Here is a 22,561-nt window from a genome sequence, read left to right as displayed (position 1 = left end):
TGGAGCAGCAGGGTTTTGGGACCTACAACTACGGGCGCGACTACAAAACCTACGACAAAGAACTTCCGCCTCGCCGATGCGCAAGACCACTACCGGCACTCGCGCCGGCCTCTCAGTTATACACTACGTTGTTTGCGAACTGGTTCACACCTTCGCCTTCACGTTGGGGGTATGGTTGTCAATGCAAAGGCTTCCTGCAGTCCTCCGGTTGGCGCTGGCTTATTGTTCCTGCTCCCAGGCCACCAATCACTCGCCGCTGCCTGCATTTACTTAGATTGCAGCCGCTAACTGGAGCACTACAGGGAGTTGACGGGCACTACCTCTCCATCAGAGGAAGGGCCAGTACACGCCCTCCCCGCTACTGTACCTAACCCGGAGCTTCGCGTTACTTTATATCCTGCTTGAAAGTGGATAGCTTGCTCGTCCGCGCTGCCTATTCCTTGTTGCTCTACCAATGGATTCCGCTCCTAACTTGTCTCTTTCCTCTTTCCTACCGGCTAGTTTATTTTACGATCTGCTGGCCACCTCGCTCACGGGTGTCAATGCAATGCAACCGGTTTATAGCCCGGCGGGAGCAATTGTTGATTTCACCATTGAGTACCTGAACCCCGCCGGCCAGCGCATGCTTGGTCTTCCGGAGCGCCCTGGCGGCACGTTGCTCACTCGTTTTACGCACGCCGTTACCGCTGGCATATTCAACTATTACCGGCGCGTGTACACCGAAGGAATTTCTGAGGTATATGAGGTTAACTACCAGGCCGATGGCCTAGACAACTATTTCCAGCTATCGGCCCGGCGCAGCGGAAACTGGCTGGTAGTAAGCTTCACCGACACGGCAAATCAGAACCGCAGTGCCGTTGAGGAGGCCCTGCGTGCCAGCCAGGCCCGGGAGAAAGCCTTCCGCACGGAGGCTGAACACCAGCGTAATGCCCTGCGCGACTTTGTGGAGCAAGCTCCGGTGGCTGTGGCGGTGTACCGGGGTCCGCGCTACCGCGTGGAACTAGCCAACGCTACCACCCTGGCAATCTGGGGCCGCACTTTGCCCGACGTACTCGGCCGACCAGTGTTTGAGGTTATGCCCGAGGCAGCCACTCCCGAGGTGGTGGCAATCTTCGACCAGGTATACTCCACGGGCAACCCGCACACAGCCCACGAACAACTCACCCTCATTGACCGCCACGGCCGGCCGGAGCCGGTGTACTGGAACTTCGTGTTCCAACCCGAGTTTGATCCTGATGGCAGTGTTAGTGGTATTCGGTCCATTGGCACTGAGGTAACCGAGCAGGTGCTGAGCCGCCAGCAGGTGCAGGAGTTCAACCAGGAGCTGGAAGCACGGGTAGCAGAGCGTACGCGCCAGCTAGCCGAAACGCAAACCGAGGCCCTGGCCACCGCTGAGCGGCGCGTGCAGGACCGGGAAGAGCTATATCAGGTACTGGAGCAAACTCCCGCAGCCATTGCCATTACGCGCGGCCCCGACCACCGCTATATCTACATTAATCCTACCAGTGAGGTGCTATTTGCGGGCCGGCAATTGCTAGGCCACACCGTAGCCGAAGCCCTACCGGAAGCGAGTGAGTTAGGGCTCCTGGCACTATTAGACCAGGTGTACGAGACCGGAGAAACCTTTTTCGGCACTGAGCAGCCCCTGAACTTCACCAGCCACACCGCCGCCGCCCCTGATCAGGTCCGCTACTTCAATTTCACATACCAGGCCTACCGCGAAAACGGGGCTGTTGTGGGCGTATCTACCTTTGCCTACGATGTAACGGAGCAGGTGGTGGCCCGGCAACGCGAGCGGGAAAGTGAGCTGCAGATTAGAGCTCTTGTGGAGGGAGTGCCCTTCCCTATCAGTGTATGCGTAGGCCCTGAGTTTCGCATTCAGCTGGCCAACGAGGCAATGCTAACAGCCTGGGGCAAGGGCCCCCAGGTGTTTGGTCAGCGCTTTGCCGACGTGCTACCCGAATTGGTGCCGCAGGGCGTAACGGCACAATTTCAGCAGGTGCTGACTAGCGGCGTACCGCTCCACCTGCGCAACCAGCGCCTAGAGGTGCTCATTCATGGCCAGCCGCAAACCTACTACTACAACTACAGCCTCGGGCCCCTACGCGACAGCCGTGGCCAGGTGTACGGCATCCTTAACACGGCCGCCGACGTCACCGACCTGGCCCTAGCTCAACAGCGCCTTGAGGGGCTGACCGGCGAGCTGCAGGAAAGTGAGGCCCGCTTCCGCACCATGGCCGACGCCGCTCCCAATATGGTGTGGGCCGTGTACCCCGACTCCTCTATCCGCTACATCAACCGCGCTTTCCTCGACTTTGTAGGCCTGGAAAATGAGCAGCAGTACATTGCTACGGGCTGGAAATCATATATCCCGGAGGACGAGTTTGAGCACACGCAGGCCACCTTAACGCAGGCCATTGCGCAGGGCAAGCCCTACACTCTGGAGCACCGTATGCGCCGCCACGATGGGGAGTACCGCTGGCTGCTGGCCCAGGGTGCACCCAGCTATCTGCAGGGCGGCGAGCTGTACGGCTACGTGGGCTCGGCCATTGATATCACGGAGCTGAAGCAGACTAACGAGCAATTGCGGCGCACCAATGCTGATCTGGATAACTTCATCTACACGGCCTCGCATGACCTGAAAGCGCCCATTGCGAACATTGAGGGGTTGCTCTCCTTGCTAAGCGAGGAGCTCCCCCCCGCCGTGGCTGCAGACGAGGCCATTGCTCCCACCCTCATGCTTATGCTTGAGTCGGTGGAGCGCTTCAAGCGGACCATCAGCCACCTGACGGAAGTTTCTAAGCTGCAAAAAGAGTATGCCCCTGCCACAGTCGCCGTAGACTTAGCTGCCGTGGTGGAAGGTGTACGCCGCGACCTGCAACCGCTTGTAAAAGAAACGGCGGCTCAGCTGGTGGTGGCCGTTGAGCAGGTTCCGTGGGTGCAGTTCTCGGAGAAGAACCTGCGCTCTGTGGTGTATAATCTGCTTAGCAACGCCCTTAAGTACCGCCACCCGGGCCGGCCAGCCCAGGTAGAGCTGCGGGCCCGGGTGCAACCGGGCTACACGGTGCTCGAAGTGCAAGACAACGGTTTGGGCATTCACCCTGACCAGTTACCGCGGTTGTTCACCATGTTCCAGCGCTTCCACACCCACGTAGAGGGCACCGGTATTGGCCTCTATATGGTGAAGCGCATGGTGGAAAATGCCGGGGGCCACCTGGAAGTAAAAAGTCAACCGGGGGTTGGTACTACTGTGGGCGTTTACCTGCCCTATTGAAGCCCTTTCAACATTTTATAAAACGCCTCGGCATAGGTATCGCTGATGGGAATGAGCTGGTCTCTGATCTGAATTCGGTTTTTCTCGATGTGGTCAATCCTGTTCAGAGCCACCAGAAAGGACCGGTGCACGCGCGCAAACTCCTGCTTGGGTAGCAGCTCCTCTAGTTTGGCAAAGCTCAACAGCGTCAGAATCTTCTCCTGCGGGGTGTGAATCCGCAGGTAGTCTTTCATACCCTCCACAAAGAGAATATCATGGGTGGCTACTTTCTGGATGCGGTGGCCTACCTTCAGAAAAATATACTCCTGCTCTGGCTTAGCGTCGGCTGTATCCTGCTTCTTTTCCAGGAGCTGGCGGGGGCGCTGTTCCTGGTACAGGCGCAAAACAGCTTTATAAAACCGCTCAAACGTGAAGGGCTTCAGCAGGTAATCCCGTACCTCCAGCTCATACGCCTTCAAGGCGTACTGGTCGTAGGCGGTGGTGAGGATAATCATGGGCTTGGGATTCAGCATCGGGATGAAGCTGAGCCCATCCAGATCCGGCATGTTAATGTCCAGAAACAGCAGGTCGGGATTGTCTTCCTTCAGCGGACCGGCGGCTTCCAGGGGGCTTTCGTAGGCCCCTTTCAACTCCAGAAAAGGTACTTTTCGGATGTACTCTTCCAGAATCTCCTGGGCCAGATGCTCGTCCTCAATGATGTAGCAGGTGAGCTTCTCTTTCATGGGCTAATGCGTGAAGACCTTGAATGGTAAGGCGGGCCGTAAAGGTTTCGGTGGTGTGTTGGGTGCTCAGGGTATGCTGGCCGGGATACAACAACGCCAGCCTCTTCCGGACGTTGGGCAGCCCGATGCCTCCGGGCTCGCTTAGGGCGTTAGCCGATTTTGTGGCAATTGGGTTCTGCACGCTGAAAGTCAGGGTATCATCTTTTATCAGCACCCGCACCTTCAGGTCGCCGGGGGCTAGGCGGGCGGGGCTGTGCTTGTAGGCGTTTTCCAGCAGGTGAATGAACAGCAGAGGGGCAATGTAGTAGGATTCCGTTTCGCCCACTAGCTGCAGGTCTACCACGGGGCTATTCTTGTAACGGAGCTGCTGCAAACTCACATAATCCTGCAAATAGTCCATCTCCCGGGCCAGGGGCACCGTAGCCGCGTTTGACTCATAAATCATGTAGCGCATCAGCGAGGCCAGGTGCATTACCGCCTCCGGGGCGGCGGGGGCTTGCTTGTAAACCAGCGTGTGGATGTTGTTGAGGGTATTGAACAGGAAGTGCGGATTGATCTGCGACTTCAGATAATTCAGTTCTGCTTCCGCGGCCTGTTTCTCCAGCTGCTCTTTCCGGATAGTGTTGAGCACCAGCGTCTCGGTGACCCGGGCCAGCCAGCTCAGGAAGAGAAAGATGGGTACCGTCGTGATGACGTGCATTGAATAGTACCCAAAATCAAACTGCTCCTGGTGGAAGAACAAAAAAGGCGAGGGGCCGCTCAAGGCAATACCTCCCAACCGAAACCAGTACTCTCTTCCTTTTCTCTTACCGCCGTATTGGGTCAGCAGGTAGAAATGCATGTAAAAAACATACAGGCAGGTCGCAATAAAACCCGCCGTTGTGCTTCGCCAATGGGCATCGGTATCACTCTTGAGTTGCAAGCCGACCAACAAGGTGAACAAGACCCAAACGAATACGTGAATCAGCCAGAAGATTTTTTTGACGCGCTCCATAGCACAAAGGTGGGTGTTGTGGCAGTGGCCTAGGCCACCGTTTCGACCAGCTACGAAGGCTAATCTACGAGACGGGCAAAGGAGCCCGCCAGTGCTTTCGCGGCAGCAAAGCCCTATTTGGCAGATTGGTTCAGTACATCAGCCTATCGGTTTTTGCTATCCGCGCCGGTACCAATTGCTTCGTCCTGAAAGCCCGCCAGCCCAAGCCAAGCTGCTGGGCTCTTCTGCTCCTGAACGATTCACCGAAGCAAAACCGATACCATGGGAAAGCACCCGCTAGGCCTCTCTATCCGCAATGTCTCCAAAAAATATGCGAATGGCGTGCAGGCCCTGCATAATGTGTCGCTGGACGTGCCGCCGGGCATGTACGGCCTGCTGGGGCCAAACGGCGCCGGCAAATCTACGCTGATGCGCACGCTCGCCACCCTGCAAGAGCCTGATGAAGGACGCGTTTTTCTGGGCAACATTGATGTAATCAACCAGAAGGAAGCGGTGCGCCAGACGCTGGGCTACCTGCCCCAGGAGTTTGGGGTATACCCCAAGGCCAGTGCGGAAGAGCTGCTTAATTACTTTGCGATGCTCAAAGGCATCACCCATCGTGCAGTGCGCCGCGCCACCACCGAGGCCTTGCTCCGGCAAACCAACCTCTGGGACAAGCGCAAGCAGAAACTGGGCGGCTACTCCGGCGGTATGCGCCAGCGTTTTGGCGTGGCCGTGGCTCTGCTCGGCAACCCCCAGCTGCTCATTGTGGATGAGCCCACCGCCGGCCTCGACCCCGCCGAACGGGTACGCTTCCTCAATCTGCTGAGCGAGCTGGGTGAAAGCAGCGTGGTCATTCTTTCCACCCACATCGTGGAAGACGTGTCAGAGCTGTGCACCAACATGGCCATCATCAATCAGGGCCGCATTTTGCTGGAGGCCCAGCCCCTAGCGGCCGTGGCTGCCCTCAACGGCCGTATCTGGCGCAAGCTGACCGACAAACAGGCCCTGCCGACGCTGGAGCAAGAACACCACGTCATCTCGGCCAAGCTCCTGAGTGGGCGCACCATGGTGCACGTGCACAGCTATGATCAGCCTGGTCCCGGGTTTGAGCCGGTTGAGCCAGACCTGGAGGATGTGTATTTCAGCGCCATGACGGGCTGCTTTGGCCCGGCCAATCAGCAACTAAAAGCGGAGGAACTAGCGCGATGAAGCTCCAAACAATTTTTGCGTTTGAATTCTGCTACCAGCTGCGCCAGGCCACTACCTGGCTGTATTTCGGAGCCCTGCTGGTTCTGGCGTTTCTGATTGTCACGGCCAACTATGCCCCCGATGCGCGCGACGGGTACTTTTTGGTAAATGCGCCCGTCGTCATGGCGTCGGTGGCGGTGGTTTGCAGCGGATTTTGGCTGGTTGTGGGGGCTTCCGTGGCTGGTGAAGCGGCAGCGCGTGATGTGCAGACCCGCATGCATTTGCTCACCTACCCAGCCCCCGCGAGCAAGGCGGCCTACCTGGGCGGGCGGTTTCTGGCTGCCCTGGCCCTCAATAGCTTACTGGTGCTGGCTGTGCCGCTGGGTACGTTGCTGGCTCTGTACGGCTCTGGGTTGGAGGCCGAGCTGCTGGGTCCGCTCCGGCCGGCAGCTTACCTGACCACTTTGGGCTTCATCTTATTACCCAACGCTCTTTTCGCAACGGCCACGCAATTTTCGGTGGCAACGCTGAGCCGCCGGGCCATGGGCAGCTACCTGGGCGCCACTGCCCTCTGGGCAACGGCCTACCTGCTCGGCTTAGCGCTCCATCGGGCCGGGGAATGGCGGCACGTAATTGACCCGATGGGGTTTACTCCGGTGATGGATTACCTGACCTCGTGGGCTCCATTGGAGCGCGATGCGCGGCTGGTGTTGCCCGAGGGCTCCTTTCTGGCCAACCGCCTCCTGTGGCTCGCAGCCTCGCTAGGCCTGTTGGCGTTTACGTATTTCCGGTTTCGGTTCGTCTTACCGGAAACCGGCTCCAAACCGCAGCCGACAACGAATAGCACGACCCGGGAGCAACCGAAGTGGAAAACGGAAGACGCGCGGCCATCGGCCAAGGAGCCGTTTGGCGTGGCTACGCAGCTGCGCCAGTTGCGCCTGCTCACCGGGAATGCTTTTTGGCAGCTCGCTAAAAGCAAGTCGGGGCTGCCCCTGCTGGCGGTGCTGGCCGGGCTGGCCGCTCTCACCCTCCGCGGCAACCTGAAAGCCCGCGGCGTGCCCCTACTCCCCCGCACCGACTTTGTACTGCACCTGCTAACGGCGCCGCTGACGGAACCGAAGTTTTGCACGATTCTCATTACCATGCTCACCATTTTCTACGCCGGCGAGCTGGTGTGGCGAGAGCGGGAAGCAGGCCTAAGTGACATGACCAATGCCGCCCCCATACCAGAATGGGTGCTGTTTGGAAGCCGTTTTCTGGCGCTGGCCCTACTATCGGGGGCGTGGCTGGCCCTGCTGATGGTGGCGGGCGGAGTGGCGCAGATACTCCTGGGTGGCACAAGCCCGGAAATTGGGCTATACCTGCAAGCATTCTTCGGGCTGCAGCTGGTGGAGTGCCTGCTGTTTGCCCTGCTGGCCCTTTTGGTGCATGTGCTGGTAAACCAGAAATTCGTAGGCCACTTGGTGGCGCTGGTAGCGTATGGGTTTATCGTATTTGCCCACCTCCTGGGCATCGAGCACAAGCTGCTGGTCTTTTCTGCCAGCCCGCCCTGGACGTATACCAACATGGCTGGCTTCGGGCCGACGCTGGCACCCTGGCTGTGGTCTAAGGGGTACTGGATGGCGTGGGCGCTGCTGCTGGCAGTGGTCGGAGTGCTGTTCTGGGTACGGGGCCGGGAAACTAGCGTGGCCTCACGGCTGCAGCTGGCCCGCCAGCGCTTTACAGGTTCTTTGGTGCGGGTGGCAGCGGTGGCGGCGGTAGGTATTGCAGGGTTGGGTGGGGTTGTTTTCTACAACACCAACGTGCTGCATGCCTACACCAACGCTTCTGCCTCAGCGGCACAGCAGGCAACCTACGAGCAGCGCTACCGCCGGTACCAGAACGTGCCCCAGCCACAGGTGGCCGGCGTAAACCTGCGGATAGAACTATACCCCAAGCAGCAGGCGGCCGAAATACAGGGCACGTACCTACTGGTGAATAACGCGCCAGTAGCCATCGACTCGGTGCATCTGGCAACGGGAACAGATGCCGTGGAAACCACTGCCCTTGCGTTCGACCAACCAGCCAAGCCAGTGCTTTCCGACGCGGAGCTAGGCCACTACATCTACGCCCTGAACAAGCCGCTGCTCCCCGGCGATTCACTGCGCCTGCGCTTTCGGGTGAGGCATCAAGCGCGGGGCTTTTCCAACCGGGGTGCCGATGTGCAGATAGTAGCCAACGGCAGCAGCTTCCGGAACCTAGAGTGGCTGCCCGTCATCGGCTACCAGCCGTACCGGGAGCTGGATGAGGCTGGCGCCCGCAAAGCGCACGGCTTAGCGCCCCGGCCCGCTACCTACTCGCTCTACGATGTGGCGGCGCGTCGCTACGCGCCGTTCCCCGAGCAAATCCGCTTCGAGGCCGTGGTGGGAACGGATGCCAGCCAAACGGTGGTGGCACCGGGCACCTTGCGCCGCACCTGGACCGCCGCCGGCCGCCGCTACTTTCACTACGTCACCGATGAGCCCATCCGCAACGAGTACGCCTTTTTCTCCGCTAACTACGCGGTGCAGGAAGGCAAATGGCGCAACGCGTCGGCGGGCGCAGCACAGGACGTGGCCATCCAGGTTTACTACCCTCCCGGCATAACGGAGAACCCGGCGCGTATGGTCCGTAGCGCCCAGGCGGCCCTTGACTATTATACAAAGCAATTTGGCCCCTACCCGCACCGGCAGCTTCGTTTTGTGGGCCAGCCAGGGTATGGCTTCGGCAACCACGCTTCCCCCATCGACATTACGACGTGGGAAGGCTTTTTCTTACTGAACCCCAAGGCCGACCAGCGGGGCTTTGACCTGGTAACGGCCGTAGTGGCACATGAGGTGGCCCACCAGTGGTGGGGCAACCAGCTCAAGCAGGCCTACGTGGAAGGCGCCGGCCTGATTACCGAAAGTCTGGCCTGGTACTCGGCCATGGGCGCGCTGGAAGACAACTACGGAGCCGACTACCTGCCAGCGCTGTTGAGCTTTCTGCGGGAAGAAAACGAAACCCCGCGCACCCGCGCTGCCAAGCCGCTGCTGCAAGCCGACGACTTTTACCAAAACTACCGCAAGGGACCCTTCGCCCTGTACGCCCTGAGCCAGTACATCGGCCGCGACCGGGTGAACGGCGCGCTCCGGCAGCTGCTGGCAAAGCACCGCCCCGGCACCCGTCCGTTTGCTACGTCACTGGATCTGTACCAGGAGTTGCAAACGGCCACTCCCGACTCGCTTCACCCGCTGCTGCACGACCTCTTCAAAGCCAACACTTTTTGGGAGCTGGCCACGGAAAACACTACCACCCAACAAACCAAAGATGGCAGCTGGCAGGTGACGCTCACGTTACAAGCCAGCAAGCAGGTAGTGGACAGTGCCGGCACTGAGAAAACCCTCCCGCTGAAGGAATGGATAGAAATTGGGGCCTACGCTCCCGCTAAAGAAGGCAAGGAAATAGGCAGGCAACTCTATCTGCAAAAACACCTAATCAAATCCGGTCGGCAGACTATCGTTTTCACGGTACCTACCCGGCCCGCCAAGGCGGGGGTTGATCCACGTCAGTTATTAGTTGATTGGAAACCAACCGATAACTACAAGGTGGTAAAGTCAGCTCAGCGGCCATGATACCAAGACGCTGCTTACCCTTTTACCCTGCGTAGGCTGGCACTAGGCATCGGTGCGGAACGGAGTGGCAGGCTAGCCAGCCGCGTTGAACAGGTTGGGCATGGGCGACTTACGCCAGCCGAGGCGCACCGATTTGAGTGACGACCTTACCCACCACCCCGGCGCCAACGTGCAGCCGGCGGCCACCTACAAGTAAGCCACTGCCATGGGCACAGTGGAAGTATGGCTGGCCTCCGTGGCGTTTTACCTCAGCTTTTAGCTTCTTGCAGAATGCATTTATCTGATTATATGAGCAACCTGCCCTGCCGCTTCGGGCTTCGAGTGGTTGCCCTTGTATGGGTATGGAGCCTTTTCCCGGCTGGTGTATACGCCCAGCAAGCAGCCCCAGTAGTGAAAACCCGCCAGGGCAAGGTGTCTGGCGTGCGTGAGGGTGGCCTAGAGGTTTTCCGGGGCATACCGTATGCCCAGCCGCCCGTGGGGGCGTTGCGCTTCCGGCCGCCACAGCCGCTCCGGCGCCACTCCGGTACGCTGGCAGCGGTGCAATTTGGCTCCAGAGCGCCCCAAGCGGGCGGCCCAAATGGCGTGCAGGGCTCCGAGGATTGCCTGTATCTGAACGTGTGGGCACCACCAAGAAGTACGCCCAAACAGCGGCGCCCAGTGGTGGTGTGGGTACACGGCGGAGCCTTTACGGGCGGCTCGGGCCAAGATAATGACACCTGGACCTTTGCGGCTCAGGATACGTTGGTAGCCGTGAGCATCAATTACCGCCTGGGCAGCCTGGGATTCCTCGAACTGGGCAACCGCTTAGGGCCGAAATATGCTCAGGCGGGTAACTCTGGCTTGCTTGATGCGGTGGCCGCCCTGCGCTGGGTACACCAAAACATTGCCGCGTTTGGCGGCGACCCAAACCGCGTAACGATTATGGGAGAATCGGCGGGGGCTAAGCTGGTGGGCGCCCTGCTGGTGACCCCGGCCGCGCAAGGCTTGTTTCAGCAGGTAATTCTGGAAAGCGGAGCCGTGCAGGCCGTCCGCGACACGGCCACGGCGGGTGCCGTTGCCCGCCAGCTGCTGCAGGCGCTGCACTTGCCCAATGCACAGGCGCTGCTAACCCTGCCCGCCGACTCTCTGGTGCGGGCCCAGGCGCGCTTCACCAACGGCGCAGGTGGCCTACAGGTGTTTGGCCCCGTCCTCGATGGCCGCACTATTCCGCTGCCTCCGCAAGAGTACCTGCGCCAGTCACGAAAGCCGTTGCGGGTGCTGCTGGGTACCAACCTGGAAGAGGCCTACCTGTTCAGCGGCCCCGGCTCAGTGATACACCAGCCAAACGAGACAGCGCTAGACCAGGTGTTTGGCCCCAAAAACAGCCCCTATGTGTGGCAGGCCTACCAGCAGCTGCGCAAGACCCAGCCGGAGCAGGAAGCCTGGAACACAGTGCTTACCGATTACCTCTATCGGCTGGCTACCTACCGACTGGCTCAGCAGCTCGCTGAGCGCGGCACCCCCACCTGGCTCTACCGCTTCGATTACCGCGACTCGCTCACCCGCCCCATGCATGCCCAGGAGCTGGCCTTTGTGTGGAATGCGCCCAAAGGCAGTTCTGCCGCCGCCGTTACGGCTGCCCCCACAACTGCCCCACGGAAAGCTTCCAACCCTGCGCTGGCGGCCCAAATGCACGCCTACTGGGCTCACTTCATCAAAACCGGGCAGCCTGGCCCCGCATGGCCCGCCTATACGCCCACTCAGCGGCAAGTGATGGTCTTTAAAAACGCGGCCGGCCAGGCTGAGGCGGAACAGAACACCTACCAAGACCCCGCCTTCCCAATGCAAGGCTATAGCCGGTAACAAGCTCGCATGTTTGTAAATAGGTTGGTTTATAGCCAGCCAGCAGAGCCGCAGAAACGGCATTGCACTGCCACAGAATTTCAGTGCAGCTTACGCCACGCCTTGGGCGCTTTGTCAGGAGGTGCAGGTGCCAAACAGAAAGCTTGTTCACAAAGCTGAAAATTTGCCTTACTTGTAGCAGCCTAAATCGTTGGGCCAGCATTTGCTAAAACGTATTGGCAAGCTATACTTACCTCCCCACATGAAGAACTGCTTTTTGCTTGGTGCGCTGCTAAACTGCCTGGTAGCGGTTGGTGCATATGCGCAAACCACCGCGGCTACCGGTAAGCCAGCGGGGCGTAGGGCTAACGTGAAAGGCAGCCCAGAGCGGGCCGGCAACCCCGTGTTTCCCGGCTGGTACGCTGATCCTGAAGCCACCATCTTCGGCAAGCAGTACTGGATTTACCCCACTTACTCGGCGCCGTTTGACCAGCAGGTGTTTATGGATGCGTTTTCCTCCCCTGATCTGGTGCACTGGACCAAGCATCCGCGCATTATTGATACTGCCAGCGTTGCCTGGGCCCGGCGCGCCATGTGGGCGCCGTCTATTGTGAAGAAGGGCAGCCAGTACTTTTTGTTTTTCGGGGCCAACGATGTGCACGAGGGCGAGGTAGGCGGCATTGGGGTGGCCGTAGCCTCTAAGCCGGAAGGCCCTTTCCGCGACCACCTGGGAAAGCCCCTCATCGGTAATATTCACAACGGCGCGCAGCCCATTGATCAGTTTGTGTTTCAGGACGCCGACGGGCAGTACTACATGATTTACGGGGGCTGGTCGCACTGCAACATAGTGCGCCTGAAGCCTGATTTCACGGGCCTGCTCCCCTACCCCGATGGCTCTACCTACAAGGAAATTACGCCACAGAACTATGTAGAAGGGCCCTTTATGTTTCGGCGCGGCGGCAAGTACTACTTTATGTGGTCGGAGGGCGGCTGGGGCGGGCCCAACTACTCAGTGGCCTACGCCATTGCCGACTCGCCACTAGGTCCGTTTCAGCGGGTGGGCAAAATTCTGCAGCAAGACCCCACCGTGGCCACCGGTGCCGGTCACCACTCCGTTATTCAGGTGCCCGGCAAAGACGAATGGTACATTGTGTACCACCGCCGCCCCCTAACTGAAACCGATGCCAACCACCGCGTTACCTGCATCGACCGCATGTATTTCGACGCGCAGGGCCACATTCAGCCCGTGAAAATCACGGCGGAAGGCGTAACCGCCCAAAAGCCGTAGAACTCAACCAAAAGTTTCGGCACGCTAGGCCACCTGTTACTCTAAAGCCAGTTCCCTTTTTGCCGACTCCGCATTTCACAGGCGTGAGTTAGAAGTCACAGACTGGCCTAGCGCAATCATATAAGCCGTGAACAATTGCTCGTGTCAAGCTCACTAATCAGGTGGCTTTCTTACATGTAAGAAAGCCACCAATACGTGTGCTGCTGCTTGAAATTCCGGTACCAGCGGCAGGGCCAGTATAGCGCCAGCACTACCGCTGCCCACACCGTGTAAGCGCGCAACAAGCTAGGAACATACTCTTTGGGCCAGGAAGTGGGCTGGGTAAAGGATAAATTGATAGCCTGCCCAAAACTAAGTTGGGTCCAGAGCCAAGCGCCGGCGCTGATCAGCAGCAGGTGCAGCAGAAAGTAGAAGAACGGCACCTGTCCGTAGGTGCGCAGCCAGCGCGTGAAGCGGTTGTCAACGGTTTCTAACCGGCTCAGCAGCAGCAAAGACACCCCCAGCATCAGGCACACAAACAACAAGGATGGCGGGTACTTGCTCACGTTCACAAATGACAGCAGCGTGTAAAACCAGCCACGGGGTTGCGCGCCCCATGGAGATGGATCACCATACCAGTTGGTGGCCCGTAGCGCCACAAACAGGCCTAGCAGGCCTGCCCCCGCGAAGCGCAGTAGTCGTGTCCGCTCGGGTAGTGGCCTAGCAAACCAGGGCCCTACCACGTAACCCGCCAGCATCACCCCCAGCCAAGGCCCCACAGAGTAGGCCACCAGCAGGGCAGGTACTGATTGCCCTATGGGTAGCACGAAAGGAGTGTTGTGCAGCATGGCCCAGCCAGCATTGGCGGGCGTTACGGGCTGAATAAAGGGTAAGGCATCATGACCCAACACAATAACGGCAGCCAATACAGCCAGCACCGGCCGCGGTAGCCAGAGCAGCCCGGCCAAGAGCATCATACTCCCACCTATTGCCCAAATTACCTCTAGCAGCAACATATTGTGGCTCCACTGCAGCAAGAAGGTGATAACTACCACCTCCAAGAAAACCAGCCACAGCCCCCGGGTAAACAAGAACTTGCTTGTGGCACTCTTGCTCCCTAGTTTCTGCTGGAGCAGCCACACACTCACGCCCGAAAGGAACACGAACGTAGGCGCACAAAAGTGAGTAATCCAGCGGGTGAAAAACAGCGCGCCACTTGCCTGGCTCAGGTCCTCGGGCCGGAACGCAGTGGGGCTCCATAACTCGCGCACGTGGTCGAGGGCCATAATCACCATAACCAGTCCGCGCACTATATCTACGGCCTGTACGCGGGAAATAGCAGCCCTGCTTGGAGCCACAAGGGGAGGTAATACAGCGGAAGGTTGCATAGCGTGAGGGGTTGCGTCAAAACACGGGGGGGGGCTGCAGCTACGAGGAAATTCACATCCCCGTGGCCGCAGCCTCAAGCTACACACTTGCAAACACTATTGGCCAGCTGCAACTGATCATTTTTGCACCTGTAGCTGTGTGAAGTGCCAGGCAGAGTTTCTACTCCTGCACGGGTATAGAGGGCGGCAGCATTTGCCGTAGCCAGGGGTTGGTAAAGATGAAGCGCACGGTGTCGCTGCCGCTGTTGACGGTGGTGATATAGCGGGTGGTCCAGAGGAACTTGTGCGCCTGCACCGGCCCAAACGCCGACCACGGAATACACAGCGGCGGATGGCCTAGGAAGAAGATTTTCCAGGTGGTTAGCCACAGGCCCTGCGGAGTAGCGCCAGCCTTCACCGAGTTCTTGTAGTTAGCGAAGCCGATGCGCACGTAGGCCAGTAGCTTCCGCTCAACGGCACCGGGTACGGCCGCCACGGCGTACTGCCTGGCCAACCGGCTCCAGCCCAACCGCGACACCAGAAAGCTGATCAGCGTAAACAGCCCCGCCAAAAAGGGCAGCAACAACAACGGAAGCCAGGGCAAAACAGACTGCATGCTCAGAGCATACGCACTTAGCAAGCGGGAGTTGAAAGCGCCTAACAATGTGCTTACCGGTGCAACTAGCTAATAGCAGCCAGATACGGTAGCCGCAGGTGTAGCACTGTACTAGTGTAGCAAAGCCGGGTGGAAGCGGCACTCTCCGTTTTGCAGCACTTACGACTAACCCACTACAACTGCTGCTGCTGGAACCAGCGCAAATAGGCGGGTACTACCAGCCGCTGCCACTCCGGGTGCCGCTTCAGGTAGCTCTTCACGAATGGGCACAGCGGAATGAGCAGGCGCTGACGAGCCTCTATTGTCTGAAGGGTTTCCTCCACAATGGCCGTGCCTACCCCCTGCCCTTCCAGCTGCGGTGGCACCACCGTGTGCAGCACTGTAATAGCCTCGTCGTTTTCCTGGTATTCGATAAACGCTGTGCTATCCAGTACCGTTAGCTCAAAGCGGTGGTTTTGGCGGTTGTCTACCAGCAGCAACTCCTGGAATTCTGGTTTCATAAGGCAAATGAGCAGAAAGCGAATAACTTATTACAGGTTAACGGGCTCCATTTACTGTAAATCAATTGCAACTAAGTTGAAATCTGCCGTTGTGGCGCTGCGGTGCGTGCCCCAGGGCAGCAGTTGCTTTAATGCTCCGTGACCGCGGTGGAGCGGCAACATCTAAATGGATAGCGCCGCCTCAGTTTCCGGGGGCGGCGCTACAACAGTTTGCCACTCAGACGCAGCCATGGAAATATAATGTGCACTTAAAAACAGGCCACAACTACAGGCCTACGCTAGTTAGTGACCTAACCGGAGCAAGTTGCAGGCTTGCATTTTCTGTACCTGCACGCGGCTTTGGCTACCCTCAGCAAATATTACTCAGCTGGTGTTGCAGCCAGTTATCAGGTAGTTACTTCAGCGAGATGCCTTGGTCGGCCATGGCCTGCTCCTGCTTGGCATGGTTGGCCAGGAACTCCTTGTGCTGAGCCTCCGTGCGCTCGGTACCGAGGCTGGCCAGATGCTCGCGCAGCTTATCGGCGGCCATATCGGCGCCATACGAGGGCGTACCCGGCTGTTGCCGCCACGATTCGTGCAGCGTGCCATCGTCCACGGCGTCGAAGCCCAGCTCTTCTACCAGGGCCATTACTTTCTGCTTGGCGGCGGCATCATCACTGGCTACGGGCAGGGCAATGCGACCGGGCGTGCCGGCTGGCTGGCCCTTCTCCACGATGTGGTGGGCGTAGATGTTGTTGAACACCTTCACCACGGGGCGGCCCAGGTGCTGCTGCACCCACTCGCTTTCGGTCAGGTCGCCGGTTTCCAGCTCGGGCATTTTGCCGTCGCGCAGCATGGGGTAGTAGTTGCTCGTGTCGATGACGGGAACCTCGGCCGGTACGCCTGCGAACAGGTCTTTGGGAAGGTCAGGGATATTTTTCAGCGGAATGGTTACCACGATGAGGTCGGTACCACGCTGGGCGGCTTCCTCGGCCGTGACGGGCGTAGCGCCCGTTTTCTCGGCCACGTCCTTCAACGTTTCGGGGCCGCGGGAGTTGGCAATATAAACCGAGTGGCCTAGGCCAGTAAGCCGTACGGCGAGGGCGCTGCCGATGTGGCCGGCGCCAATGATTCCGATGTTCATAGCTGGGAGTGTTTAGTTCATGCGCCGGAGATGTGCCGGTGCAGGGAGGTAAACAGCGGAAGTGGGGGTTTTGCTTTTTCCTTACAACTCGGGAGCTATTCGTCGCGAGTACGCCACCATGCCCACACATAGCGGCCTATAACTAGCAGCAGCAGTACCCATAGCACCAGAATAAGGCCTCCTACTATCCAATTCGCGCGTTTCGAGATGGGTGTTGTAGCTGCTCTTTGCCGGGCGTCGCGTAGCACGTCAGCCGGAACTAATCGAATACTCAGCGCAATGCCAGCGGGCACCAACAACAAATCGTCGAGGTAGCCTATCACGGGAATAAAATCGGGAATTAGGTCGATTGGGCTGGCCGCGTAGGCCAGAGTGACCAACATTACCAAGCGGGCATGCCACGGGGTACGCGGATCCCGAGCAGCATAGTACAGGGCCACCAGCTCGCTCTTGAGGGCACGGGCACGGTTTCGGAGGGCAGATAACATACCACCCATACGACTGTCTAAAAGTTCAGGTGCCTTTCGCTCTCTCAATGACTTATCTGCTGCGCCACGAAATATGCTTGGTGGCTAATTATGCTCAGTTGGCACCAGTGCGTAGCTCGTACGCCGCCTGAGCTTCCCTAAGTGGTGCCCTGATGGTGTACCCTAGGTGCACTCTCAGAAGTGAAACCAAACAGCAAAGCTTGATTTGGGCTACAAACTCGCACTAGTTTCGGGTGCAGTTTATAAGCAAGTAGGCATTCCTGGTTTCGGCATACCCACAGGTTCCGCGCCGCTACTCACTTCAAACCAATCAGATATATCTGCGACTGGCCTCAATAATATCAAATTCAAAAGGGTTTTCCTGGTTGTAAATCACTGTTACAGTTGCGCCTTCAGGGAATCGAGGTATGGCAAATGCAATTCCATAAGTTGACTCTGATTCAATCGTCCGCCCGTCCATTGTTATAAATCGAATTATAGGTCGTACAGTAGTATTACGTCCCCAGTTTATCTTGTTACGCACCACTACACCTTGAGCGCGAGCACCTAATCTTTGCATTCTATCGCGGTGATTTTTTGCTCCTGAGTGAGCAGAAATCAATATTGCCACTACTACCAGTGCGAAGAAAATTATGTATACATATGGCTCTGATTCCATAAATTCTTGATCTATTCAATACCCGGAATTTTCACCCCACGCTCCTCAGCTACCTGCTGGGCCAGTTCGTAGCCGGCGTCGGCGTGACGCAAGACGCCCATGCCGGGGTCGGTGGTGAGTACGCGGCGCAGGCGCTCGGCTTTTTCGGGGGTGCCGGTGGCTACTATCACCATGCCGGCGTGGGTGCTGTTGCCGATGCCCACGCCGCCGCCGTTGTGCAGGCTCACCCAGTCGGCGCCGGAGGCACAGTTGGCTAGGGCGTTGAGCAGGGGCCAGTCGGCTACGGCGTCGGAGCCATCCTTCATGCCTTCGGTTTCGCGGTTGGGCGAGGCCACGGAACCGCAGTCGAGATGGTCGCGGCCGATGACGATGGGGGCCGAGACTTCGCCGCGGGCTACGAGGTCGTTGATGACCAGGCCGAACTTCTCCCGCTCACCGTAGCCCAACCAGCACACGCGGGCTGGTAGGCCTATAAAGGGCACTTTGGCTTGGGCTTTTTCAATCCAGCGGGCCAGCATTTTGTTGTCGGGGAAGGTTTCGAGCAGGGCGCGGTCGATGCGCAAAATATCCTGCGGGTCGCCGGAGAGGGCCGCCCAGCGAAAAGGGCCTTTGCCCTCGCAAAACAATGGGCGGATGTAGCCGGGCACGAAGCCGGGGTACAGGAACTGGCCGTGCTCGTCGCGCACCCGTAGGCCACCCTTCTCGGCTTGGCCGCGCAGGTTGTTGCCGTAGTCAAGGGCCACGGCCCCGCCGGCCTGCATATCAATGATGGCCTGGCAGTGCTTCATGATGGAAGCCAAGGCCTGACGCTTGAACTCCTCGGGGTTGTCTTGGCGCAACTGCAGCACCGCCGTGATGTCGCCCTCCGGAATGTAGTCCATCAGGTCGTGGGCCGAGGTTTGGTCGGTTACGATATCGGGGCGGAAGTTGCGCTGCAGCAGCTCGGGTAGCACGGTGGCAGCATTGCCGGTCAGGCCGATGCTCCAGCCCTGGCGCGCCTGCTTATATTGCTCCATCAGTTTCAGGGCGTGGTCTAGGTCGTGGGCCTGCTCATCGAGGTAGCCTTCGCGCACCTTCTGCTTCACACGGGCATCAATGGGCTCAATGACGAGGCACACACCGTCGTTCATGGTCACGGCCAGAGGCTGGGCCCCACTCATGCCGCCCAGGCCTGCCGTGAGGGTAACGGTGCCCGCCAGAGTGCCATTGAAGTGCTTGTCGGCTACGGCGGCGAAGGTTTCGTAGGTACCCTGTAGAATCCCTTGGGTGGCAATATAAATCCAGGATCCGGCCGTCATCTGCCCGTACATCATCAGGCCCAGCTTATCCAGCTCGTCAAAGTACTCCTGGGTGCTCCAGGCGGGCACTAGGTTACTGTTGGCAATGAGCACCCGCGGGGCGTGGGCCCAGGTCCGAATCACGCCCACCGCCTTGCCGCTCTGCACCAGCATGGTTTCGTCGGCTTCCAGGCTCTTGAGCGTGTTTACGATGGTCTGGTACTCCTTCCAGTTGCGGGCGGCCCGGCCGGCGCCCCCGTACACAATCAGCTCATCATACACCAGGCTCACGGCCGGATCCAGGTTGTTTTCCAGCATGCGCAGGGCCGCCTCGGCCTCCCAGGTTTTGCAGCGCAGCGTGGTGCCGTGCTGGGCGCGCACGGTTTCTGCGGGCTTGTACTCGTAGTACATCGGGCGCTTCGACGACTCCCCTCTTGCCCCAGGAGATGAAGAGGCAGTCGACGCGGGGTGCGTGTGCTCAGCTTGGCTGGTGGCTTCGAGATTCAGCTCGGGTGTATCGAGAGGGGCGGGAGTATGCGACATGGCGGGACAGGGATGAGGGTGGGGCGGCAAGTTATTGATTTTGCTGAGTGCCAAACCCCCGTTAGTAGCAGCTGCCGCAGTGTGATACTGCCTAGCACCAAGGCCTCTTCTATTCCCACAGTTGCCCTGAGCCCCACCAAATGGCAAGCTCAAAGCGAGTCAGCCTCATCTGACGTCCATGCTAGCAAGCTGACGTAATGCGGTGTAGTGACACAAGTAGGTGGCTTTACACCGCATAATGTTAGCCAGAAACTGCAGCTGCGCTTAGCTTATTGTTCTGGGAAGCCGCAGGGCAGCAACTTGATATTATCCCTAGTGCTAGGCCACTGCTGCGCTATGTAGCTGACACCTATATCCAGGCGGGCACCTGCTATTTATCATCTTGGCTTATATGATGTTACTTCTGCTATATCTATTGCTAAGCACTCCTAATACTGTAGTTTAGACACTAGCTCAACAATATAAAAATACCACTATTTTGTCGCCAATAAGTTGGTTGCTTTTCACGGTTTGGAGTATAAAGCCTAGCCTGCCAGACATAAAAGCTCTGAGCAGGTTCTGGCATCCTATTTACTTCAGATGTTCATCCTATGAAAAAGACTTTTTTTCTCGCCCTCGTGGCGGCCTCGTTTAGCGTTGTTTCCTGTGGCGGCAACCAGCAAGAAAGTGAGGCAAGTGGCCCTACGGGGGGCTCAGGTACTGAAAGCAGCTCGGGCTCATCCGGCTCAGGCTCAATGGATGCTTCCGGTGGCGGCAGCATGAACAACAGCGACACCAGTTCTATGGGGGTTGGCTCGGGTGGGGGCGGCACCACCAGCAACGGCGACGAAAGCATTGGTGGTACCACTGGCTCTACGGCAGGCAGCTCCACAAGTGGAGGCACTACCACCGGGGGCAGCACTGCCGGTGGTAGCACCACGGGTGGGGGCTCTATGGGCGGCGGTAGTACAACCGGTGGTGGCAGCACCACGGGCCAGTAACCCAACGCGTTTTAAAAAAACTTACAGAAAAGCCTCTCTAGCTTTAGAGAGGCTTTTGTATTCTTATTACAACAAGCAAAAGATGCTTCTGCCTAACATTGAAAAGCAGCATGAACCACGCTTTTAGTGCTTTAAGCTTACATACAGCCTATTACTTAAGCTCGGAATAAGGAAAGCTGAACAGTATAATAAAGCCAATATTTTGTTAGCTAAATCAGGGTTACCGCTTTACCCTTTTGGTATAAAGGCTGAATTCTGAGCCAGCTAACGGCGGAATTTATTTTTACCAATTCCATCATATCCAACCTACACCATGAAAAAAGTTCTGTTTTTAGCTCTGGCTGCGGCCTCTTTCTCTTTTGCCTCTTGCGGCGGTAACAATGCCGGCGAAGGCAGCGAAGCTGGCGTTGGCACTGAGTCTTCCTCGACTTCGACCACCGAAACTACCATGAGCACCGACTCGACTATGAGCGGCGACGGCGCCATGAACAGCGACATGGGCGCTGGCTCTACTGCTGGTGGCGGCGCTAGCACGGGCAGCACCGGCAGCACCGGTTCAACCACGGGTGGTTCTACGGCCGGCACTACGGCTGGTGGCTCTACGGCCAGCACCACTACGGGCGGCTCTACTATGGGCACTACGGCTGGTGGTACTACCGCTGGCACTACTACTGGCAGCACCACTACTGGCACCACGGCTGGTACTACTGCTGGTACCACCACGGCTCAGTAAGCTTTTCTGGCTTTCTAAATACGTACAAAAGCCTCTCCTCCGGGAGAGGCTTTTTGCGTTTCAGCCCCTGCCCTTTTCACGGCAGCGCTTGAGTTTTCTGCCAGAGCCTCACCCCTACGCGGCAAATCTGCGTACTCTTTGCTTACACTAAACCGACCGACGAGTATGAACCAAGTAGCCGCTGGCGTGACCCAGCTTCAGATCCAACGTTTTGTCAACGTGTACTTCGTGGAAACCGGTACGCCCGGCGAATGGGTGCTGGTGGATACTGGCCTACCCGGCTCTGAAAAAGATATCATTGCTACCGCCGACAAGCTATTCTACCCCGGCACGCACCCCGAGGCCATCATTCTGACGCACGGCCACATGGACCACTCCGGCTCGGCGCAGGCCCTGGCTGAGCACTGGAAGGTGCCTGTGCTGGCTCACCCCCTGGAAATGCCCTTCCTCACGGCCCGTGCCGTGTACCCGCCCGCCGACCCAACGGTGCAAGGCGGTGGCTCCCTGGCCTTTGTGGCGCGCTTCTTCCCGCCTCAGTCGTTTCAGCTTTCTGATTTCGTGCAGCCCCTGCCGCCCAACGACACCGACCCACCCTTCCTGCCCGACTGGCAGTGGATTCATGTACCCGGCCATGCGCCCGGCCAGGTGGCACTGTTCCGGGAGAAAGACCGCACGCTCATCGGAGCCGATGCGTTTGCTACGGCCAACCATGAGTCGGTGCCGCAGCTACTGTTGCAGGTGCCCAAGGTGAGCGTGGCCGGTGCGCCGTTTAACTACAACTGGCAGCAGGTGAAAGAATCGGTGCAGAAGCTGGCGGCCCTGCAGCCCCAAGCTATTGGCTGCGGCCACGGCCCAGTTATTACTGGCCCAGAGGCGGCAGAAGGCTTGCAGCGCCTAGCCGATGAGTTCCCCATGCCTACCTCAGGCCGCTACGTGCAAGACCCCGCGCGCCTCGATGAGAACGGAGTAGCCTACCTACCGCCCGCTCCCCACGACCCCATCCGGACCAAGCTGGCCATTGCCGGCGTAGGCCTGGGGGCATTGGTAGGCACTGCTCTACTGATCAAGCAGCAACAAAAAAAGAAGCAAAATGAGTACCCCAAGAAATACCCCGACCCGGAGCGCATTTACCGCACCGGCGAAAAGCCGTTCGTGCACGGCCGCGAGGTAGTCGTCCCCGGCAAGTCTGGCCGGTAGATAAAGGCAAGTCCGGTAGATAGAACCAACAAGGCCCGTGCTTGCGCGCGGGCCTTGTTGCTTTTACTGCGGAGTTATGCGGGCCGATAAGCCTAGGCCAGTCGTTTCCATGAGGGTGGTTAATGACGAGACTCCAACTGTTGTGCTTCTACCGCCTACGTCAGCACGTGAGATATTTAGGCTCAGCTCAACATGAGGT

General features: G+C 58.5%; 17 protein-coding genes. 8 read left to right on the top strand and 9 right to left on the bottom strand.

Translation table 11 applies throughout. The features are described 5' to 3' along the window. Nucleotides 1–472: 472 nt before the first annotated feature. Nucleotides 473–3,274 carry a PAS domain-containing sensor histidine kinase gene (locus HMJ29_RS14300; RefSeq protein WP_171592134.1) on the top strand — a complete coding sequence of 934 codons (2,802 nt, stop codon included), beginning with the start codon at nt 473–475 and terminating at the stop codon, nt 3,272–3,274. On the opposite strand, the gene HMJ29_RS14295 is transcribed toward HMJ29_RS14300, so the two are convergent. Then, the gene (locus tag HMJ29_RS14295) at nt 3,268–3,996 is read right to left on the bottom strand and encodes a LytR/AlgR family response regulator transcription factor (RefSeq protein ID WP_171592133.1); all 729 of its coding nucleotides are present in this window, start codon (nt 3,994–3,996) and stop codon (nt 3,268–3,270) included. The genes HMJ29_RS14300 and HMJ29_RS14295 overlap by 7 nt on opposite strands. Then, nucleotides 3,965–4,837, bottom strand: a complete 873-nt coding sequence (locus tag HMJ29_RS14290; protein ID WP_244679240.1) for a sensor histidine kinase — start codon at nt 4,835–4,837, stop codon at nt 3,965–3,967. The genes HMJ29_RS14295 and HMJ29_RS14290 overlap by 32 nt, the downstream gene beginning before the upstream one ends. Before the next feature lie 414 nt (nt 4,838–5,251). Between HMJ29_RS14290 and HMJ29_RS14285 the strand changes: the two genes are divergently transcribed. From HMJ29_RS14285 to HMJ29_RS14270, 4 genes are all read left to right on the top strand, one after another. After that, nucleotides 5,252–6,181, top strand: coding sequence for an ABC transporter ATP-binding protein (locus HMJ29_RS14285; RefSeq protein WP_171592131.1), 930 nt, complete (start codon nt 5,252–5,254; stop codon nt 6,179–6,181). Further along, on the top strand, nt 6,178–9,792 hold the full coding sequence (locus HMJ29_RS14280; protein WP_171592130.1) for an ABC transporter permease/M1 family aminopeptidase: 3,615 nt from the start codon (nt 6,178–6,180) through the stop codon (nt 9,790–9,792). Before HMJ29_RS14285 ends, HMJ29_RS14280 begins: the two co-directional genes overlap by 4 nt. 270 nt (nt 9,793–10,062) lie before the next feature. After that, the gene (locus HMJ29_RS14275; RefSeq protein WP_171592129.1) at nt 10,063–11,634 is read left to right on the top strand and encodes a carboxylesterase/lipase family protein; all 1,572 of its coding nucleotides are present in this window, start codon (nt 10,063–10,065) and stop codon (nt 11,632–11,634) included. 241 nt (nt 11,635–11,875) lie between these two features. Further along, the gene (locus HMJ29_RS14270; RefSeq protein WP_171592128.1) at nt 11,876–12,901 is read left to right on the top strand and encodes a glycoside hydrolase family 43 protein; all 1,026 of its coding nucleotides are present in this window, start codon (nt 11,876–11,878) and stop codon (nt 12,899–12,901) included. 170 nt (nt 12,902–13,071) lie between these two features. On the opposite strand, the gene HMJ29_RS14265 is transcribed toward HMJ29_RS14270, so the two are convergent. The 7 genes from HMJ29_RS14265 to hutU form a co-directional block, all read right to left on the bottom strand. Further along, nucleotides 13,072–14,268, bottom strand: a complete 1,197-nt coding sequence (locus HMJ29_RS14265) for an acetyltransferase domain-containing protein (RefSeq protein ID WP_244679241.1) — start codon at nt 14,266–14,268, stop codon at nt 13,072–13,074. 160 nt (nt 14,269–14,428) lie between these two features. Then, nucleotides 14,429–14,863, bottom strand: coding sequence for a hypothetical protein (locus HMJ29_RS14260; RefSeq protein WP_171592127.1), 435 nt, complete (start codon nt 14,861–14,863; stop codon nt 14,429–14,431). Nucleotides 14,864–15,036: 173 nt separating this feature from the next. Then, nucleotides 15,037–15,363: a GNAT family N-acetyltransferase gene (locus tag HMJ29_RS14255; RefSeq protein WP_171592126.1), complete on the bottom strand. Its 327-nt coding sequence runs from the start codon at nt 15,361–15,363 to the stop codon at nt 15,037–15,039. A gap of 394 nt (nt 15,364–15,757) precedes the next feature. Further along, complete coding sequence (locus tag HMJ29_RS14250; RefSeq protein WP_171592125.1) at nt 15,758–16,486, bottom strand: NADPH-dependent F420 reductase; 729 nt, start codon at nt 16,484–16,486, stop codon at nt 15,758–15,760. Between the two features lie 95 nt (nt 16,487–16,581). Then, nucleotides 16,582–16,974, bottom strand: a complete 393-nt coding sequence (locus HMJ29_RS14245; protein WP_171592124.1) for a YkvA family protein — start codon at nt 16,972–16,974, stop codon at nt 16,582–16,584. Between the two features lie 310 nt (nt 16,975–17,284). Then, a complete protein-coding gene (locus HMJ29_RS20705) occupies nt 17,285–17,533 on the bottom strand; it encodes a DUF3592 domain-containing protein (protein WP_436409441.1) in 249 nt (82 codons plus the stop codon). A 110-nt stretch (nt 17,534–17,643) separates the two neighbouring features. Then, on the bottom strand, nt 17,644–19,452 hold the full coding sequence (hutU, locus tag HMJ29_RS14235; protein WP_216634057.1) for a urocanate hydratase: 1,809 nt from the start codon (nt 19,450–19,452) through the stop codon (nt 17,644–17,646). A gap of 590 nt (nt 19,453–20,042) precedes the next feature. On the opposite strand from hutU, the gene HMJ29_RS14230 reads away from it, so the two are divergent. The 3 genes from HMJ29_RS14230 to HMJ29_RS14220 all read left to right on the top strand — a co-directional run bounded on the left by HMJ29_RS14230 (nt 20,043) and on the right by HMJ29_RS14220 (nt 22,362). Then, complete coding sequence (locus HMJ29_RS14230; RefSeq protein ID WP_171592122.1) at nt 20,043–20,432, top strand: hypothetical protein; 390 nt, start codon at nt 20,043–20,045, stop codon at nt 20,430–20,432. 313 nt (nt 20,433–20,745) lie between these two features. Next, entirely contained in the window at nt 20,746–21,165 is a 420-nt protein-coding gene (locus HMJ29_RS14225; protein WP_171592121.1) for a hypothetical protein, read from the top strand. Nucleotides 21,166–21,330: 165 nt separating this feature from the next. Then, nucleotides 21,331–22,362, top strand: coding sequence for an MBL fold metallo-hydrolase (locus HMJ29_RS14220; RefSeq protein ID WP_171592120.1), 1,032 nt, complete (start codon nt 21,331–21,333; stop codon nt 22,360–22,362). The last annotated feature ends 199 nt before the right edge of the window (nt 22,363–22,561 follow it).

The sequence above is a fragment of the Hymenobacter taeanensis genome, assembly GCF_013137895.1.
GTDB lineage: Bacteria > Bacteroidota > Bacteroidia > Cytophagales > Hymenobacteraceae > Hymenobacter > Hymenobacter taeanensis.
This window is presented reverse-complemented; position numbering and strand designations above follow the sequence as displayed.

Coding starts and splice junctions, on each gene's coding strand:
- HMJ29_RS14295 (WP_171592133.1), bottom strand. CDS start 3,996: ATGAAAGAGAAGCTCACCTGCTACATCATTGAGGACGAGCATCTGGCC.
- HMJ29_RS14290 (WP_244679240.1), bottom strand. CDS start 4,837: ATGCATTTCTACCTGCTGACCCAATACGGCGGTAAGAGAAAAGGAAGA.
- HMJ29_RS14285 (WP_171592131.1), top strand. CDS start 5,252: ATGGGAAAGCACCCGCTAGGCCTCTCTATCCGCAATGTCTCCAAAAAA.
- HMJ29_RS14280 (WP_171592130.1), top strand. CDS start 6,178: ATGAAGCTCCAAACAATTTTTGCGTTTGAATTCTGCTACCAGCTGCGC.
- HMJ29_RS14275 (WP_171592129.1), top strand. CDS start 10,063: ATGCATTTATCTGATTATATGAGCAACCTGCCCTGCCGCTTCGGGCTT.
- HMJ29_RS14270 (WP_171592128.1), top strand. CDS start 11,876: ATGAAGAACTGCTTTTTGCTTGGTGCGCTGCTAAACTGCCTGGTAGCG.
- HMJ29_RS14265 (WP_244679241.1), bottom strand. CDS start 14,268: ATGCAACCTTCCGCTGTATTACCTCCCCTTGTGGCTCCAAGCAGGGCT.
- HMJ29_RS14260 (WP_171592127.1), bottom strand. CDS start 14,863: ATGCAGTCTGTTTTGCCCTGGCTTCCGTTGTTGTTGCTGCCCTTTTTG.
- HMJ29_RS14255 (WP_171592126.1), bottom strand. CDS start 15,363: ATGAAACCAGAATTCCAGGAGTTGCTGCTGGTAGACAACCGCCAAAAC.
- HMJ29_RS14250 (WP_171592125.1), bottom strand. CDS start 16,486: ATGAACATCGGAATCATTGGCGCCGGCCACATCGGCAGCGCCCTCGCC.
- HMJ29_RS14245 (WP_171592124.1), bottom strand. CDS start 16,974: ATGTTATCTGCCCTCCGAAACCGTGCCCGTGCCCTCAAGAGCGAGCTG.
- HMJ29_RS20705 (WP_436409441.1), bottom strand. CDS start 17,533: ATGCAAAGATTAGGTGCTCGCGCTCAAGGTGTAGTGGTGCGTAACAAG.
- hutU (WP_216634057.1), bottom strand. CDS start 19,452: ATGTCGCATACTCCCGCCCCTCTCGATACACCCGAGCTGAATCTCGAA.
- HMJ29_RS14230 (WP_171592122.1), top strand. CDS start 20,043: ATGAAAAAGACTTTTTTTCTCGCCCTCGTGGCGGCCTCGTTTAGCGTT.
- HMJ29_RS14225 (WP_171592121.1), top strand. CDS start 20,746: ATGAAAAAAGTTCTGTTTTTAGCTCTGGCTGCGGCCTCTTTCTCTTTT.
- HMJ29_RS14220 (WP_171592120.1), top strand. CDS start 21,331: ATGAACCAAGTAGCCGCTGGCGTGACCCAGCTTCAGATCCAACGTTTT.